Source organism: Dermacoccus sp. MPR-E5, from assembly GCF_058809565.1.
Genome location: NZ_JBXASS010000002.1, coordinates 135,797 through 151,329, shown reverse-complemented (window position 1 = coordinate 151,329; position 15,533 = coordinate 135,797). Strand labels below are relative to the sequence as shown.

Here is a 15,533-nt window from a genome sequence, read left to right as displayed (position 1 = left end):
CTCGCTCTTGCGACGCCTCGCCGCCATGGGCTCTCGCGCGGTTTCGGGACGCGCATCGAGCCCCTCACCCTCAACCCGCGACGGCCTGCGCCGCGGCGTAGGGGTCCAGAACCCCTCGAGCGACAGCCTCAGCGAGATCCTCGAGCTTCACCTCGGCGTTGGGGCGTTCCCAGCGCTCACGCAGTCGCCGCAACGCGAGCTCTTCGATCTCGCCCGCAGCCCGACGTCGGCGACGCAGGCTCAGCTCATCGTGCTCGCTCAGCCACGCTCGGTGGGTCGCGATGGCGTCGATGACGTCCGTCGCCCCTTCGCCGCGTTCTGCGACCGTCGTGACGATCGGTGGGCGCCACTGCCCCGGCTCCCCCGTCTGGCCGAGCGAGATCATGGCGCGCAGGTCGCGCACGGTCGCCGCCGCGCCGTCGTGATCGGCCTTGTTGACGACGAAGACGTCAGCGATCTCGAGGACCCCGGCCTTCGCGGCCTGGATGGAATCTCCGGCCCCGGGCGCGAGCAGGACGATCGTCGTGTCGGCGAGCGAGGCGATGTGCACCTCCGACTGGCCGACGCCCACCGTCTCGACGAGCACGATGTCGAAGCCGGCAGCGTCGAGCAGCCGCAGTGCAGCGGGCGCCGCCGCCGACAGCCCGCCGAGGTGGCCGCGGGTCGCCATCGAGCGGACGAACACCCCGGAATCACCCGAGTGACCGACCATGCGGATGCGGTCGCCGAGCAGCGCGCCACCGGAGAACGGCGACGAGGGGTCGACCGCGAGCACCGCGACGCTGAGGCCCTGCGCGCGATAGGCCGCGACGAGTGCGTCCGTCGACGTCGACTTGCCGACGCCGGGCGGCCCCGTCAGACCGATGATCTGGGCGTGGCCCGTGAACTGGGCGATGGCTGCACCCAGTTCCGGCAGCGCCGGGTGGTCGTTCTCGATGGCTGTGAGCAACCGCGCGAGGGCGCGCCGGTCACCGCCACGCATCCGCGTGACGAGTGGGTCGACGACGATCTCACGCGGCATGCTCGGGCCGTGTCCTGGTCAGCGCTCAGGCGTCGACGCGCACGATGAGCGCGTCACCCTGGCCGCCACCGCCGCACAGTGCGGCAGCACCGACGCCACCACCGCGGCGTTTGAGTTCGTGGGCGAGGGTCAGCACGAGACGCGCGCCCGACATGCCGATCGGGTGGCCAATCGCGATGGCGCCGCCGTTGGGGTTGACCTTCTCCGCGTCGAGGCCGAGTTCCTTCGTCGAGGCCAGGCCGACGGCGGCGAACGCCTCGTTGATCTCGACGACGTCGAGGTCGGCCGGCGTGAGGCCCTCCTTCTCGCAGGCCTTCGCGATTGCGCGCGCCGGCTGGCTCTGCAGCGTCGAGTCGGGGCCGGCGACGACGCCGTGCGCGCCGACCTCGGCGATCCAGGTCAGGCCCAGCTCCTGGGCCTTCGTCTTGCTCATGACGACGAGCGCCGCGGCACCGTCGCTGATCTGGGAGGCGGAGCCTGCCGTGATCGTGCCGTCCTTGCTGAAGGCGGGGCGCAGCTTGCCGAGCGACTCGGTCGTCGTGTCGGCGCGGATACCCTCGTCGTTCTTGAACACGACTGGCTCGCCCTTGCGCTGCGGGATCTCGACGGGGATGACCTCGTCGTCGAAGAGGCCCTTCTCCCAGGCCGCGGCGGCCTTCTGGTGAGAGGCGGCCGAGAAGGCGTCCTGCTCTTCGCGGCTGAACTCGACGTCGCCGGCGTTGGCCTGCTCGGTGAGGTTGCCCATCGCCTGGTCGGTGAACGCGTCCCACAGTCCGTCGAAGGCCATGTGGTCGCGCATCGTCACGTCGCCGATCTTGTAGCCCTCGCGCGACTTCTCGAGCAGGTGCGGCGCGTTCGTCATCGACTCCTGGCCGCCCGCGACGACGACGTCGAACTCGCCCGCGCGGATCAGCTGGGCCGCGAGCGCCACGGCGTCGAGCCCGGACAGGCAGACCTTGTTGATCGTCAGCGCCGGCACGTCCATCGGGATGCCGCCCTTGACGGCGGCCTGGCGCGCGGGGATCTGGCCGGCGCCGGCCGTCAGCACCTGGCCCATGATGACGTAGTCGACCTGGTCGCCCTTGACGCCGGCCTTCTCGAGCGCACCCTTGATGGCGAGGCCACCGAGGTCGGCACCTGAGAAGCCCTTGAGCGAGCCGAGCAGGCGACCCATCGGGGTGCGCGCTCCGGCGACGATGACGGCGGTGGTGTCGGTCATGGTTCCTCCAGTGAGCGGGCGGGCGTGGGTCACGGTGCCGCACGGCCGCCGGTTCGTGTCGATCGCCCGAGTTAATCGTCGTTAACCCGGCTTCCTCGTCCAAGCAAACCATAGAGTGAGGTCATGACCGGCGAAATCACGCACTTGTTCGAGGCCATCGACCACGTCGGCATCGCCGTGCCCGACCTCGATACCGCCATCCGTTTCTACGAGTCGACGTACGGCATGACGTGCGCGCACACCGAGACGAACGACGAGCAGGGCGTGCGTGAGGCGATGATGACGGTCGGCCCGGCCGATGCCCCGCACAGCCACATCCAGCTGCTCGCGCCGCTGTCGCCGGAGTCGAGCATCGCGAAGTTCCTCGACCGCTCCGGCCCCGGCATGCAGCAGCTCGCCTACCGCGTCCGCGATCTCAACGCCGTGTGCGCGACGCTGCGCGAGCGCGGCATGCGGTTGCTCTACGACGCGCCGAAGATCGGCACCGGCGGCAGCCGCATCAACTTCATCCACCCCAAGGATGCCGGCGGCGTGCTCGTCGAACTCGTCGAGCCGGCGGCTGAAGGACACTGAGGCAGCCCATCGTTTCTACCCCAAGGCTCGGCGTCGTATCAGGAACGTTCGTTTGAGCTACGTCGCGATGGGTGTGCGTAGCTCGTCAGGTGCTGCTGCCCCGGAGGGGTGTGACGTGTTCAGGCGCGCAGCGTCGTCGCCCGACGACCGTGCCCCGCAAAGGCTGCGCCGAGGCAAGCGGCGCGGACAGTGCGCTGGAACGTGCGTATGGGGCAGGACTACCGTTGTGACGGCGACGGACATGGCGCTACGCAGCTTCACACGTTTCGCTTGGCCAGGGCGCCGCAAGAATCTCACGCCCGATGACACGAAGGAAACATGCTGGTGAGCACTCTTTCCACCTCAGACGCCCATCTCGACTCGGGCCGTGATGGACGCCAAGGCCCGAGTCGTAGCGTGACCATCGTGGGGGTAGGCCTGACCCTGGTAATCGTTGTGATCGGGCTGGCGTGGGCCAAGTGGATCCCGTATGACGACAAAGCTCACGCCCTCGCGAAATCGGGTGCGTGGAGTGGCAAGGCCATCTTCGGCGAGGCCGGCCACCCCGGTGACGCGCCAAGCTGGCATGGAGCCCTCGATTTCACCCGCGCCTACGTCAAAGCCGTGTGGAAGGCCGCGCTCGTCGCGATCTTGGTGGCCTCAGCACTCGAAGCATTCATCCCGAAACGGCTCCTGTTGAACGCCATGAACCGCCGCAGCTCATGGGGCCAAGGCCTCAGCGGCGGGCTACTCGCCCTGCCGAGCATGATGTGTACCTGCTGTACCGCGCCGGTGGCAATCGGTTTGCGTCGCCGCGGTGCACCCGCGGGTGCGGTGATGGCGTACTGGCTCGCTAACCCGCTACTCAACCCCGCTGTCCTGCTTTTCCTCGGTCTGACGATGTCCTGGCAAGTGGTCTCCACCCGCGCCGTCGTCGGCGTCGTCGTCGTCCTGGGTGCCGCCTTCATTGCTCAACGTCAAGCACGCGAGGTCGATGCCGACGAACTCATCGACGTCGACCACGACCCGCAGGGCGTCGCTGACATGCCGTGGCGCTTCGCTAAAGCCCTCACGCGTTATGTCGCCATCGTTGTGCCTGAGTACCTGATCCTCGTCGCACTGACCGGTTTGTTCTCCGGGTGGCTGTCCGACTTCACCCACCTAGGGAACGGGTCTGGCCTTCTGGCCTTGCTCCTCGTCGGTGTGGTCGGCGCCCTGCTCGTCATCCCCACCGGTGGGGAGATTCCCGTCGTCGCCGGTTTGAGTGCCGCTGGCGCGAGTCTTGGTGTTGCGGGGGTTCTGCTCATCACCTTGCCGGCGCTCAGCATCCCGTCGCTGGTCATGGTGGCACGCAGCTTCGGCACTCGGACCACCGTGAGCGTCATCGCTTGGGTCATCGCCGGGGGGCTGTTGTCAGCCGCTTTGCTCACCGCCCTCACCTGAGGGCCGCAGGCGGGGTGTAGCAGCCAGGGACGGGATCACTGAGATCAGGGATGCCGATGCGAAAACGGTGGGTTGAGCCACGAGGTCGACCCGATGGTGCAAAAACCTTCGTTTGAGCCACACGTTCTGCGTGGCGAGCAACGCGGCGCTCCACCGGTCGAGCCGCTGACGTGGCTGCTCGGCGGTGAGGTGGGTGAGGCCGATGCCATGGTAGTTGGGCAGCCAGTTCTCCACGACGGGGTCGGCCTGGGCCGCGGTGAGAGGATCGCTCTATGCCCACTCAGCCCTCATGGCCGCTTCGCACTGAGCGCCTAGCGCTGCGCCGCTACCGCTCCGACGACGTGGGATGGATGGCGTCCCTTTACGCTCGCCCCGATGTCGCGCGCTTCCTTCTCGAAGACCCCTGGACGCCCCAGCAGGCGCAGGAGAACCTGACCAAACGCATGACGAAGAACGGTCTCGAGGGGCCATCTGGTGCGCTGTCGCTCACTATCGACAAGGGCGAGCAGAGCATTGGCGACGTCAGCGTGTGGTTCACCGACCAGCCCCACCACGTCGCAGAGATCGGATGGGTGCTCGACCCCAGCCACGGTGGCCACGGGTATGCCCGCGAGGCCGTTCGCGCGGTCATCCGCTTTGCCTTCGATGAGTACGCCCTGCACCGTCTCGTTGCGCAGATGGATGCCCGAAATGAGGCATCGGCGCGTCTGGCGGCGTCAGTGGGAATGAGGCAAGAGGCCCATCACCTGCAGGACTGCTGGAGCAAGGGCGAATGGACTGACACTCTCATCTTTGCGCTGCTCTCTACAGATCCGCGCTGACTCACCGCGTGATGGCGGGCCAAGAGCCAGTGGGGAGCGTAGAGCAGAGTCCGTCGTTTCAGCTGCGCCAGGAACATCCGTCGCTGGGCCCCTGCGACGTCACAGTGATGGGCGTAGCGTCGAGTCATGGCAAGCGTTCGCCCTGCTCGCGTGGATGACGGGCCGCGTCTGGCCGAGATCGACCACGCTTGCTGGTCGCCGATGACCGACCCGGGGAGCCACTGGAGCCCGGGTCGCCCCTTCTTCGGAGTGCCGACAGGAACGCTCGTCGACGAAGTTCTGGTCGCTGCTGAAGGTGATGAAGTGCTGGGGTTCATCAAGATTCGACGAGAACCTAGTGAGTTCGGCCAGTGGTATGTGGGTGGGCTCGGTGTGGCACCTATCGCCCGCCGTCAAGGCCTAGCGCGGAAGCTCATACACGCTGCACTGACAGCAGTTGAGGCCAGGGGTGATGACAGCGTATGGCTCAGGGTGCTCTCATCCAACGTGGGAGCTGTTGCGCTCTATTCGGCGCTCGGGTTCGCCGAGGTGGCTCGGTTCGCCGACGCATTTGAAGATCGCCCGGGGGTGGATGACTTGCGACTGTCGGCGCAGCTGCCTCTCGCAGGCGCATGAACGGCGGGTTGAGCTACCGGACCGCTGCGATGGTGCAGAGCCTTTCGTTTGAGCTACACCTGTCGGACGGCTTCGATGATGATGACGCAGGCAAGAACGGCGTAGACCGTGGCCGCCAGGTAGTTCAACGCCGCGCTAGCTCGCGGACTGCTGGTGAATCGCTCATGAAAAGTGCCCGCGAGAGCACCGATGGTGCCGTAGAGCACGAACTCGGTGCACACGTTGACTGTGCCGAGCAGGGCCATCTGCGCTGTCGTGTTGGTGGCGTGGCCGGCGAAGCGCGGGAGGACGGCGAGGAAGAACAGGATGATCTTGGGGTTCGTCAGGCTGACCGACAGACCCCGCAGGTACCACCGCCCGGCGGCGACGTCGCCGATCGTGGACATCTCGCGAGCATGGCGCACGGTAGTCACCGACAGCCAGAGCAGATAAGCAGCCCCAAGCAGCTTCAGGCCGGTCAGCAAATCAGGGTGACTTCTGGCGACCTCACCCAAGCCAACAACGACTGCGGCGGCGTAGACGCTCATTCCGGTAGCGATGCCAAGGATCGCTTTGAGCGCGGCTCTCCGCCCTCCCTCGAGTCCGACCGCGAGCATGTACGCCATGTCTGGGCCGGGTGGGATGAGGAACACCAGAATGACACCGAGGAAGCCCGGTAGTACGGACAGGTCGACCACGAGCGTCCTCTCCGCTGGCCGCGACGCCCTCGTGGCGCCGCCCTCACGCTACTGCGCCTTCTCCCTAGGGCAGGGGCGCTGGTTCCCACGCTCCACGAAACCGTTCGTTTGAGCCACACCATTCAGGCGGGCTGAGATCGCTGCGCGATGATCACGGCTTGCGCGTCTTCTTCCGAGCCCACAGGTGACCGCTCCAGTTGAGCGCTCACCGTGAGTCCATGCTCCTCCAAGAGAGCAGTCAGGCTCTCGACACTTCGGTGGTATCTGGTCATCACCACGTCATAGCCGCGTGCCGCATATCCGCGACCTACCCGGCGCATGCCGTGTCCCACCTGGAAACCGAGGAGCAGCACCCCTTCCGGGCGCAGTACGCGGGCCATCTCCGCAACCATGACTTCGAGGTCTTCATCCGGGTTGTGAATGGTGGAGTACCAGGAAAAGACGCCGTCGAAGACTTCGTCTGCGTAGGGCAGGTGCGTCAGGCTCCCCACGGCGACGGTGAAGTCAGGGTGGTCGGCTCGTGCCCTGCGGACCATGTTGGGTGAGAGGTCGATGCCCTCCGGGTGGCATCCGAGCCCAGCCAAATAGGGCAGCATTCGCCCTGCCCCGCAGCCAGCATCCAGGACCACGCGAGGCTCGTGCAGGAGTGCGACGAAGTGGTCGATCATGGCCAAGTCGATGGGCTGTTCGCCTTCGGTGGTACGGAAGTGGTCGGCGTACACGTCGGCCACAACGTTGTAGGCGGTCCTGGTGAGAGCCTCCTCTGTTTCCGGCATGGCTCTAAGCCTGCCAAAATGTCGCGCTCAACCGCGAGGGAACTGGTGCACAAACGGTCGTTTCTGCACCACTCAAGCTGGGGTGGCTCTGCACGTGGTCATGCCCCGGTCAGGGGGTAGCAGAACGACGTGCAAAACCTCGCGGCGCCGAACGTCAGTGTCGACAACCGGTCCGAGACAGCCACCAAGGGTGCCCGGGCTCACAGAGGCGCCCACCGCTTGCGTGTCAACTCAGCCCTCGACCACGAGCGAAGCGTCGACCTCGGTCGGCAGGCCACCCTCGGGCAGCTTCGACGGCGCGACGATGCGCACGATCTCGTCGAGCACGCGCCGCACGTACTTCTCCCCCACCCACAGGTGCTTCGCGCCATCGACGCCGATGACGTCAGCCTGCGGAATGGCCGCGAACCGCTCGCGCGCCTCGTCGGGGCGCAGGTTGTCATCCAGTTCGGGCACGAGCGCCGTCACCGGCTTGCGCGATTCGGCCCACGCCGCCAGGTGCTCGGGCTGCGACCACCGCAGCGGCGGCGACAGCAGGATCGCGCCCTCGATCGACGGATCGAGCCCGTGCATGAGCGCCAGATCCGTGCCGAAGCTCCACCCCACCAGCCAACGATTGGTCAGCGCCGGCGACTCGTGGAACTCCGCGAACTCGATGGCGGCGGCGACGTCGAAACGCTCGCCGTCAGCCGAGTCGAACGCACCCTCCGACGTCCCGCGCGGCGACGACGTGCCACGCGTGTTGAACCGCAGCACCGCGATGTCCGCGAGCGCCGGCAGCCGGTTGGCGGCCTTCTTGTAGACATGGCTGTCCATGAAACCGCCGTGCGTCGGCAGCGGATGCAGCGTGACGAGCGTGGCCACCGGGTCTCGCTCGAGCGGCAGCGCCAACTCACCGACGAGCGTCAACCCGTCGGCGGTGTGCAGTTCGACGTCCTGACGGCGCGCAGCGAGCACCGTGTTCGAGCGAATCCCCTGCAGGCTCAACGCCCCTCCTCGACGATCACGACGAAACCCGGACTTCGTCGTCCGCCCTCGACCCTATGCGACCGCGAGCGCACACTCACCGCCACGAACCCCGCGGCGGACGGCGATCTCGCGCTCGCCAGCAACTCGTGTGCCAGTGACGACGATCCGTCACGTCACCCAGCCGATCATTCGGCCACACGACGACGTGCGGCAGCGATGACGCCAACTGCTGCTGACACCCCGGGCACGTGTAGATCTTGCCGTCGGCGTTGCCGCGCAGGACCCGCACCGTCCACTGGCCGCCCGCGTAGGTCTGCACCGTGTCGACAGGACGAAACGCGCGGCTCACGTCGCCGCGCGTCTCGTCCTGCGCTCTGTTGTTGCGCCGTGGCATCAGCCTCGGAAGGACCGCTCCGCGAGCAGGTGCTCCGTCAGCAGCGGCGACGGCACGAGGTGCGTCTCCCCCGCCTCGAAGTACATCTCCGACAGCACACCGGAGACGTCGTCGTAGCTGGCCTCGTCAAGCAACTCGAATGGGCCCTTCGGGTAACCGCAGCCGGCCTTCATCGCCGTGTCGATGTCCTCGACGCTCGCGTAGCCCAAGTCCAACATCTTCACCGCGTCGTTGAGGTGTGGGTAGAGCAGCGCGTCGACGACGAGGCCCGCGCGGTCCTTGCCGACGACCGGCGTCCAGCCCGCAGCCGCGGCGAACGAGCGAACGGCCTCGACCGCGTCGTCCGCGATGGCGACGCTGCGGCCGATCTCGAGCACCTGGCCGGCGCGCTGCTTCTCACGCAGGACGACGGGAACGACGCGCGCATCGAGCGACGGCTCACCGGTCGCGGCCTCCGTCGCCGCGCCCTCACCGAGCGTGGCGATGACGCCGCCGTCACCGATCGCGTCGCGCACGGCGCGCATGAGCGGCTTCTCATCGATCTGCAGCGCGTGCTCGGAGACGTCGCCCTCGACATGACCGCACGAGCACTCGTCACCACAGGCGCACGAGCCGCCGCAGCACCCGTCATCCTCGACGCCGCCGTCGACGGCGAAGACGAACGTGACGTCCTCGAGCGCCGACGCCTCGTCAGCCGCCGTGACCCGCACGAGCTCGAGGCCCGCTGACGACATCTCCTCGGCGAGCGAGTCGACGAGCTCACCCTCGCCGACGAGACCGACGCGACCACTGTGCGCCTTGCTCTCACCGGGCGTGCGCTCGTCGGCGACGAGGGTGCTCGAACCGGCCGCCTCGTACGTGTAGAAGCCCTTGCCACTCTTGCGACCGAGGTAGCCGGCCGCCACCATCTGACGCAGCAGCGGCGGCGACGCGACGCTCGGGTCATGTGTCGCGTCGTACAGCACGCCGCAGACCTCGTGGACGACGTCGAGGCCGATGAGGTCGCACAGCGTCAGCGGGCCCATCGGGAAGCCGACACCGGCCGCCATCGCTGCATCGAGGTCCTCACGGGAGGCGAGACCCGTCTCGTAGGCGCGGATCGAACGCGCGAGATAGGCGATGAGCAGCGCGTTCGCGACGAAGCCCGCACGGTCGCCGACGACGACCGGCTTCTTGCCCAGGCGGACGGCGAGTTCGCGGACGTCCTCGACGAGCTTCACGTCGGTCAGCAGCGAGTGGATGACCTCGACGAGCGGCAGCACCGGCGCCGGGTTGAAGAAGTGCATGCCGATGACGCGCGACGGCTCCTTCGTCGACTTCGCGATCTCGGTGATCGACAGCGACGACGTGTTCGTCGCGAGCACGCAGTCGTCACGAACGATGTCGTCGAGCGTCGTGAAGATCGACGTCTTGATCTCGAGCAGCTCCGGCACCGCCTCGATGACGAGGTCGGCGTCCTTCATCGCGGCGAGGTCGTCGCCGAACGCGACACGGCCGACGATCTCGTCACGCTCACTCTCGGAGAGCTTGCCCTTGCTCACGGCACGCCCGAGGGACTTCGTGAGGAACCCCTTGCCGCGCTCGGCGAGCTCCGCCGAACCGTCGACGGCGATTACGCTGAGCCCCGCCTTGGCGAAGACTTCGACGATGCCGGCACCCATCGTGCCGAGCCCGATGACACCCACTGTGTTGATCATGCGCCCAGTCTTTCAGATGCGACGACCAACCGCTCGTGGGACGATCTACCGCGTGATGACCTCATGATCTTCGGATTGCTCGGCGCCCTCGTCGCCGCCCTCGCCTACGGCGGAGCGACGATCGTCCAGGCGATTGGCGTGGCGCGCATGAGGGAGGCGCCCGACGGCGCCGACCTCATCACCCGTGCGCGCTTCGGCTGGCTGTACGGCGTCGGCCTCGCGCTCGACGGCGTGGCCTTCCTCGCCTCGAGCGGCGCCCTGCGTACCCTGCCACTGTTCCTCGTGCAGTCGGTCATCGCCGGGTCGGTCGCGGTGACGGCCGTGCTCGCCGTCGTCGTCCTGCACGCCAAGCTGACGCGACGCGAGATCATGGCGCTCGTCGGAGTCGGCGTCGGTCTCGTCATGCTCGCCGTCTGCGCCAAGGAGGGTCACGCCACCGGGGTGCCGACCTGGCTGGCCCCCGCCGCGCTCGTGGTCGCGGCCCTCCTGGTGCCGTTCGGGTACGCGGCGTATCGCGCCCGCAACAGCGCGCTTCTCGCCGTCACCGCGGGGCTCGGATTCGCAGGTATCGCGATCGGCGCGCGCATCCTGCCGTGGGACGGCAACGTCCTGCACACGATCGCGAGCTGGCCGTTCTGGGTGCTCATCGCCCACGGCATCATCGCGATGACCGCCTACGGCTTCGCCCTCGACGCGGGAGAGGCGACGTCCGTCGCCGCCATCACCTTCGCCATCGAGACGGTGGTGCCCGCTGCCATCGGCCTCGCCCTGCTCGGTGACGCCGTGCGCGGCGGCACGTGGCCGCTGGCCATCGCGGGGTTCGTCGTCACGCTCGGCAGCTGCTTCGTCCTGGCCGGGCAGTCGGAGCCCGACGCGTAAGGTTGTCCGGTGCGAATCGTGATTGCCGAATGCAGCGTCGACTACGAGGGACGCCTGCAGGCCCACCTCCCCCTCGCCAAGCGCCTGCTCATGGTCAAGGCCGACGGCTCGGTGCTCGTCCACTCCGACGGCGGCTCCTACAAGCCGCTCAACTGGATGGCGCCGCCGTGCACGATGGCCGAGGTCGAACCCGAGGACGTCGAGGTCGCCGACGGCGTGACGAGCGTGTGGCTCGTGCAGCACGGCAAGTCGGACGACCGGCTGCGCATCCGGTTGCACACCGTCCATCACGACTCGGCCCATGACCTCGGCGTCGACCCGGGCCTCGTCAAGGACGGCGTCGAGGCGCAGCTGCAGAAGCTGCTCGCACAGCACATCGAGACCCTCGGTGAGGGCTACACGTTGATGCGGCGCGAATACATGACGGCGATCGGGCCGGTCGACATCATGTGCAAGGACTCGGGCGGAGCCACCGTCGCCGTCGAACTCAAGCGCCACGGCACGATCGACGGAGTCGAGCAACTGACGCGCTACCTCGAACTACTCAACCGCGACCCGCACATCGCCCCCGTCAGCGGCGTCTTCGCCGCCCAGACGATCAAACCGCAGGCCCGCACGCTCGCGGAGGATCGCGGCATCCGCTGCGTCGTGCTCGACTACGACGCGCTCAAGGGCATCGACGACTCCGAGCGCCGGTTGTTCTGATCCGCCTCGAGGTTCGGGGGTGCTCAGGTCGCGAGGCTGGGCGCACGCGTGCGTCGTGCCTTCGCCACGCGTCAGGCCGTGCGCGTCAGGCAGTGCGCGCCAGCGGGACGTAGCCGCAGGCGCCGGAGACGTTCATGACCCGGTCGAGGCGGGTGCCTGCGAGCAAACGGCACAGACGCGGCGAGGCATCGGCGACGACGAGGCGACGCCGCCGACGCTCGGCCCGGTGATGCGCGCCGACCATGACGCCCAGCCCGGCCGCATCCCACACCTGCGCGTTGGCCAGGTGGACGACGAGGTCGCCGTCACCGCCCGCCAGTGCGGTGTGCAATGCCGTGCGGACGCGGTCGCTCGTGCGTGCGCTGACGGGGCCGTTGATGATGATCTCGCGCCCGGGGACGGGGTGGTCGATGACGAGGTGCGCACCCGTCGCGAGTGTCTCGGAGCGCGACGCGTGCGTGCGCCTCGTCGTCTCGGCCATGATCGCCCCCCTCGTCACTCGCCCGTGCGGGCCGAGCTGTTCGTGGACGGCCGGCGCGTCGCGCGCCCCACCCGGCGTGGAGGCGTCGCCTCCGGCGGGTGCCGTCATTGGTAAAGACGCACGGCGCCGGGTGAACGTTCGCCGCACGGCGTAACGAAGTGGCAACGGTCTGAACGCCTCCCATCGGGCGTACGTGAAACAGTGGGGGCATGGTGGTTCTCAGCACGATCTACACCCGCACCGGTGACGACGGGAGCACGGGCCTCGGCGACTTCAGCCGGACGTCGAAGAACGACCCGCGCCTCGTCGCCTACGCCGACGCGGACGAGGCCGGCGCCGCGCTCGGCCTCGCGCTCACGTGTGCCCCCGATCTGCCTGAGCGGCTGCGCCCAATGCTCCTGCGCATCCAGAACGACCTGTTCGACGTCGGCGCCGACCTGTCGACACCCCTCGTGACACAGCCCGCGCACCCTCCCCTGCGCGTCCAGCAGGAGTGGATCGACGAACTCGAGACCGCCTGCGACGAGTTCGGTGCCGACCTGCCGACGCTGCGTTCCTTCGTCCTCGCCGGCGGCACTCAGGCGGCGGCCTATCTCCACCTCGCGCGGACGGTCGTGCGGCGCGCCGAGCGTGCCTGCTGGGCGGCCATCGACGCCCACGGGAGCGAGAGCGCCGAGCCCGACGACGAGCGTCCCGGCGGCGTCAACCCGCTGACGGCCAGGTATCTCAACCGGCTCTCGGACGCCCTGTTCGTGTTCGCGCGCTACGCCAACGCCCAAGGCCCCGGCGACGTGTTGTGGCAGCCCGGCGGGGGGCGCTGAGCCCCAGCCCGCTCCAGACGTGGGATGCGGCCGACGGGGCGGCCTTGGGAACGAGGCGCGCTCTCCGTGCCAAACCCGACCATCGCGGCGGTCGAGGTCGCGAAAGCAATGCCGCTGGGCGGGGCGTCGACCGTCAGAGACGCCGGACGGGGGTCTCAGACCAGGGCGTCCGCGTGCAATCCGGGCGGTGCGGACTCGCTCCACGAGCGCATCGCGGTGTAGTCACCGGGCGCCATGGCGATGGTGAAGGCCTCTTCACCGCAGCGCACGTCGACGCTCACCGCGTCACCCGACAGGGCCGCCGGGCGGTCACCGTCCGCGAGCTGAGCGCGCGAACCGAGGAAGAAGTCGCCGCGCGCCCAGGTGCGCCGCGGCGACATCGTCATCGAGCGGAACGAGAACCACTCGAGACGATCGTGGCGGTACCGCACCATCCCGGTGCGCCACGACGCGCCGGGGTAGCGAACCGCCATGACGGCGAGGTTGCCGTCGCGGCCGATGGCGCGCGTGCGCAGCACCATCGCCGCCAGAGCCAGCAAGACCAGGATGACGGCCAGCGCGAGAGTGATCTCGCCGGCCGTCATCGCTGAATCCATGGTTCGAAACCGCCTCAGACCCCGGCCATCTCGACGTGCTGAGCGACGACCGTCACCACGTCCTTGTCGACGGAGAGAAACCCGCCGTCGATCTTGACCGTACGGCGCTCGCCCTGCGCGGGCACGACGACGACGTCGCCCTCGACGAGGACGGACAGGATCGGCTGGTGACCGGGCAGGATGCCGATCTCACCTTCGGTGGTCCGTGCGATCAGGCGGCTCGCCTCGCCCTCCCAGACCTCACGGTCGGCAGCGACGAACTTGACGTTCAGGGTGCTCATGCGGGCTTCCTCTTCGAGTCGGTGATTTCCCCCATGATAGCGGGCGAATCGGGCCGGGGCGCGCGGCCCACCCGGTGGGTGTGCACGCCCGTGCGACAGGGGTCGTCAGCGACGCCCGTCCGCTCGCGCGTCGGCGTCTGCGTCGGCCGACGCGCCCGCGACGGACGCACCTTCGTGCGGCAGCGGCGCGAGCGGATCGGCGAGCGCCCCCGAAACCCGCGCCCCGGCGCGCATGAGGTGGAACACGACGACCGCCGCGAACGTACCGAGGGCGATGCCGGCAAAGGCGACGTCACCGATCGTCCACGTGTAGTCGGCGATGCCGACGATGAGCGCGACCGCAGCCGTCATGAGGTTGACGGGGTTGGCGAAGTCGACGCGGTTCTCCATCCAGATGCGCACGCCGAGCATGCCGATCATGCCGTAGAGGACCGTCGCCGCTCCCCCGAGGACGCCGGGCGGGATCGTCGAGATGATCGCGCCGAACTTCGGCAGGAACGACAGCCCGATCGCCGTGATGGCCGCGACCCAGTAGGCCGCCGTCGAATACACCTTCGTCGCCGCCATGACGCCGATGTTCTCGGCATACGTCGTCGTGCCCGAGCCGCCACCGAAGCCGGCGAGCGTCGTGGCGAGGCCGTCACCGAGCAGCGCACGCCCCGAGACGTCGTCGAGGTTGCGGTCCGTCATCTGCGCGACCGACTTCACGTGGCCGATGTTCTCCGCGATCAGCACGAGCACGACCGGCACGAACAGCCCGACGACCGACCACGAGAACGACGGCGACGCGAAGTGCGGCAGTCCGATCCAGGCGGCGGAATCCACGGCGTCGAAGTCGACCTCACCGCGCAGGCACGCGACGAGATACCCGGTGAGCACACCGATGAGGATGCTGAGGCGCCCGAGCAGCCCCTTCGCGAGCACCGTCACCGCGAGGATGACGACCAGGGTGACGAGCGCCGTCACAGGCGCCTTCATGAAGTTGCCCTTGGCCGCAGGCGCGAGGTTGAGGCCGATGAGCGCGACGATCGTGCCCGTGACGACCGGCGGCATGAGCGCACGCAACCAGCCGTCGCCGGCGACCTGGACGACGAGCCCGACGAGCGCCAGAGCCAGGCCCGCCATGACGACGCCGCCCAGCGCCGTCGCCATGTCGTGCGCCTTCGTCGCGGCCGTCAGCGGCGCGATGAACGCGAACGACGAGCCGAGGTAGCTCGGCACGCGCCCCGCCGTCAGCAGCAGGAAGACGACCGTGCCGACGCCGGAGAAGAACAGCGTCGTCGACGGCGGGAAGCCCGTCAGCAGCGGCACGAGGAACGTCGCACCGAACATGGCGACGACGTGCTGCATGCCGATGCCGATCGTCTTCGGCCACGCCAAGCGCTCGTCCGGCGCGACGACCGCGTCACCGCGCGTGAGGTCGTCCTCACGCACCCGCCACTTCAGACCCAGATCCATCCCTGCTCCTCATTCCTGCGCGCCGCGACTCAACGACGCGCTCTGCTCACGATGCACGACGAAGGGCCGGGGGTCGAAACCCCCAGCCCTTCGTCGTTCTCACTCCCCGCCTCGGGTCATCCCCGCCG

Annotated in this window: 19 protein-coding genes; 7 read left to right on the top strand and 12 right to left on the bottom strand. The window is 68.4% G+C overall.

The genetic code is table 11. The annotated features are described in order from the left end of the window. Positions 1–70 precede the first annotated feature (70 nt). Complete coding sequence (meaB, locus tag AC1RS9_RS01960) at positions 71–1,021, bottom strand: methylmalonyl Co-A mutase-associated GTPase MeaB (RefSeq protein WP_492920329.1); 951 nt, start codon at positions 1,019–1,021, stop codon at positions 71–73. A gap of 25 nt (positions 1,022–1,046) precedes the next feature. After that, positions 1,047–2,240, bottom strand: coding sequence for an acetyl-CoA C-acetyltransferase (locus AC1RS9_RS01955; protein WP_492920327.1), 1,194 nt, complete (start codon positions 2,238–2,240; stop codon positions 1,047–1,049). Between the two features lie 123 nt (positions 2,241–2,363). Between AC1RS9_RS01955 and mce the strand changes: the two genes are divergently transcribed. Beyond that, a complete protein-coding gene (gene mce / locus AC1RS9_RS01950; protein WP_062257751.1) occupies positions 2,364–2,813 on the top strand; it encodes a methylmalonyl-CoA epimerase in 450 nt (149 codons plus the stop codon). Between the two features lie 318 nt (positions 2,814–3,131). Next, positions 3,132–4,235, top strand: a complete 1,104-nt coding sequence (locus AC1RS9_RS01945) for a permease (RefSeq protein WP_062257753.1) — start codon at positions 3,132–3,134, stop codon at positions 4,233–4,235. On the opposite strand, the gene AC1RS9_RS01940 is transcribed toward AC1RS9_RS01945, so the two are convergent. After that, positions 4,206–4,469, bottom strand: coding sequence for a hypothetical protein (locus AC1RS9_RS01940; RefSeq protein ID WP_172462937.1), 264 nt, complete (start codon positions 4,467–4,469; stop codon positions 4,206–4,208). The two genes, AC1RS9_RS01945 and AC1RS9_RS01940, sit on opposite strands and share 30 nt — an antisense overlap. Before the next feature lie 38 nt (positions 4,470–4,507). Between AC1RS9_RS01940 and AC1RS9_RS01935 the strand changes: the two genes are divergently transcribed. Both AC1RS9_RS01935 and AC1RS9_RS01930 read left to right on the top strand, forming a co-directional pair. Continuing rightward, the gene (locus AC1RS9_RS01935; RefSeq protein ID WP_115296413.1) at positions 4,508–5,056 is read left to right on the top strand and encodes a GNAT family N-acetyltransferase; all 549 of its coding nucleotides are present in this window, start codon (positions 4,508–4,510) and stop codon (positions 5,054–5,056) included. Positions 5,057–5,182: 126 nt separating this feature from the next. Then, positions 5,183–5,671 (top strand): GNAT family N-acetyltransferase, encoded by a 489-nt coding sequence (locus AC1RS9_RS01930; RefSeq protein WP_474903623.1) that lies wholly within the window; start codon positions 5,183–5,185, stop codon positions 5,669–5,671. Positions 5,672–5,724: 53 nt separating this feature from the next. Here AC1RS9_RS01930 and AC1RS9_RS01925 read toward each other — a convergent pair whose 3' ends face one another. From AC1RS9_RS01925 to AC1RS9_RS01905, 5 genes are all read right to left on the bottom strand, one after another. After that, positions 5,725–6,348, bottom strand: a complete 624-nt coding sequence (locus AC1RS9_RS01925; protein ID WP_404602995.1) for a LysE family translocator — start codon at positions 6,346–6,348, stop codon at positions 5,725–5,727. A gap of 122 nt (positions 6,349–6,470) precedes the next feature. Next, positions 6,471–7,124: a class I SAM-dependent methyltransferase gene (locus AC1RS9_RS01920; RefSeq protein WP_492920323.1), complete on the bottom strand. Its 654-nt coding sequence runs from the start codon at positions 7,122–7,124 to the stop codon at positions 6,471–6,473. A gap of 231 nt (positions 7,125–7,355) precedes the next feature. Continuing rightward, entirely contained in the window at positions 7,356–8,111 is a 756-nt protein-coding gene (locus AC1RS9_RS01915; protein WP_492920321.1) for an alpha/beta hydrolase, read from the bottom strand. A gap of 76 nt (positions 8,112–8,187) precedes the next feature. Then, positions 8,188–8,487, bottom strand: a complete 300-nt coding sequence (locus AC1RS9_RS01910; RefSeq protein ID WP_006945959.1) for an Rv1322 family protein — start codon at positions 8,485–8,487, stop codon at positions 8,188–8,190. Continuing rightward, entirely contained in the window at positions 8,487–10,184 is a 1,698-nt protein-coding gene (locus tag AC1RS9_RS01905) for a 3-hydroxybutyryl-CoA dehydrogenase (RefSeq protein ID WP_492920319.1), read from the bottom strand. The genes AC1RS9_RS01910 and AC1RS9_RS01905 overlap by 1 nt, the downstream gene beginning before the upstream one ends. 63 nt (positions 10,185–10,247) lie before the next feature. On the opposite strand from AC1RS9_RS01905, the gene AC1RS9_RS01900 reads away from it, so the two are divergent. Both AC1RS9_RS01900 and nucS read left to right on the top strand, forming a co-directional pair. Then, entirely contained in the window at positions 10,248–11,063 is an 816-nt protein-coding gene (locus tag AC1RS9_RS01900) for a hypothetical protein (protein WP_038567386.1), read from the top strand. Positions 11,064–11,072: 9 nt separating this feature from the next. After that, entirely contained in the window at positions 11,073–11,768 is a 696-nt protein-coding gene (gene nucS / locus AC1RS9_RS01895; protein WP_038567383.1) for an endonuclease NucS, read from the top strand. Positions 11,769–11,853: 85 nt separating this feature from the next. Here nucS and AC1RS9_RS01890 read toward each other — a convergent pair whose 3' ends face one another. After that, positions 11,854–12,249 carry an STAS domain-containing protein gene (locus AC1RS9_RS01890; protein ID WP_160126190.1) on the bottom strand — a complete coding sequence of 132 codons (396 nt, stop codon included), beginning with the start codon at positions 12,247–12,249 and terminating at the stop codon, positions 11,854–11,856. A gap of 209 nt (positions 12,250–12,458) precedes the next feature. On the opposite strand from AC1RS9_RS01890, the gene AC1RS9_RS01885 reads away from it, so the two are divergent. After that, on the top strand, positions 12,459–13,070 hold the full coding sequence (locus AC1RS9_RS01885) for a cob(I)yrinic acid a,c-diamide adenosyltransferase (protein ID WP_074046540.1): 612 nt from the start codon (positions 12,459–12,461) through the stop codon (positions 13,068–13,070). 155 nt (positions 13,071–13,225) lie between these two features. On the opposite strand, the gene AC1RS9_RS01880 is transcribed toward AC1RS9_RS01885, so the two are convergent. The 3 genes from AC1RS9_RS01880 to AC1RS9_RS01870 form a co-directional block, all read right to left on the bottom strand. After that, positions 13,226–13,666: a DUF2550 family protein gene (locus tag AC1RS9_RS01880; protein ID WP_006945926.1), complete on the bottom strand. Its 441-nt coding sequence runs from the start codon at positions 13,664–13,666 to the stop codon at positions 13,226–13,228. Positions 13,667–13,680: 14 nt separating this feature from the next. Then, positions 13,681–13,947: a F0F1 ATP synthase subunit epsilon gene (locus AC1RS9_RS01875; RefSeq protein ID WP_006945873.1), complete on the bottom strand. Its 267-nt coding sequence runs from the start codon at positions 13,945–13,947 to the stop codon at positions 13,681–13,683. Between the two features lie 105 nt (positions 13,948–14,052). Next, entirely contained in the window at positions 14,053–15,405 is a 1,353-nt protein-coding gene (locus tag AC1RS9_RS01870) for a uracil-xanthine permease family protein (RefSeq protein ID WP_038567375.1), read from the bottom strand. Positions 15,406–15,533 lie beyond the last annotated feature (128 nt).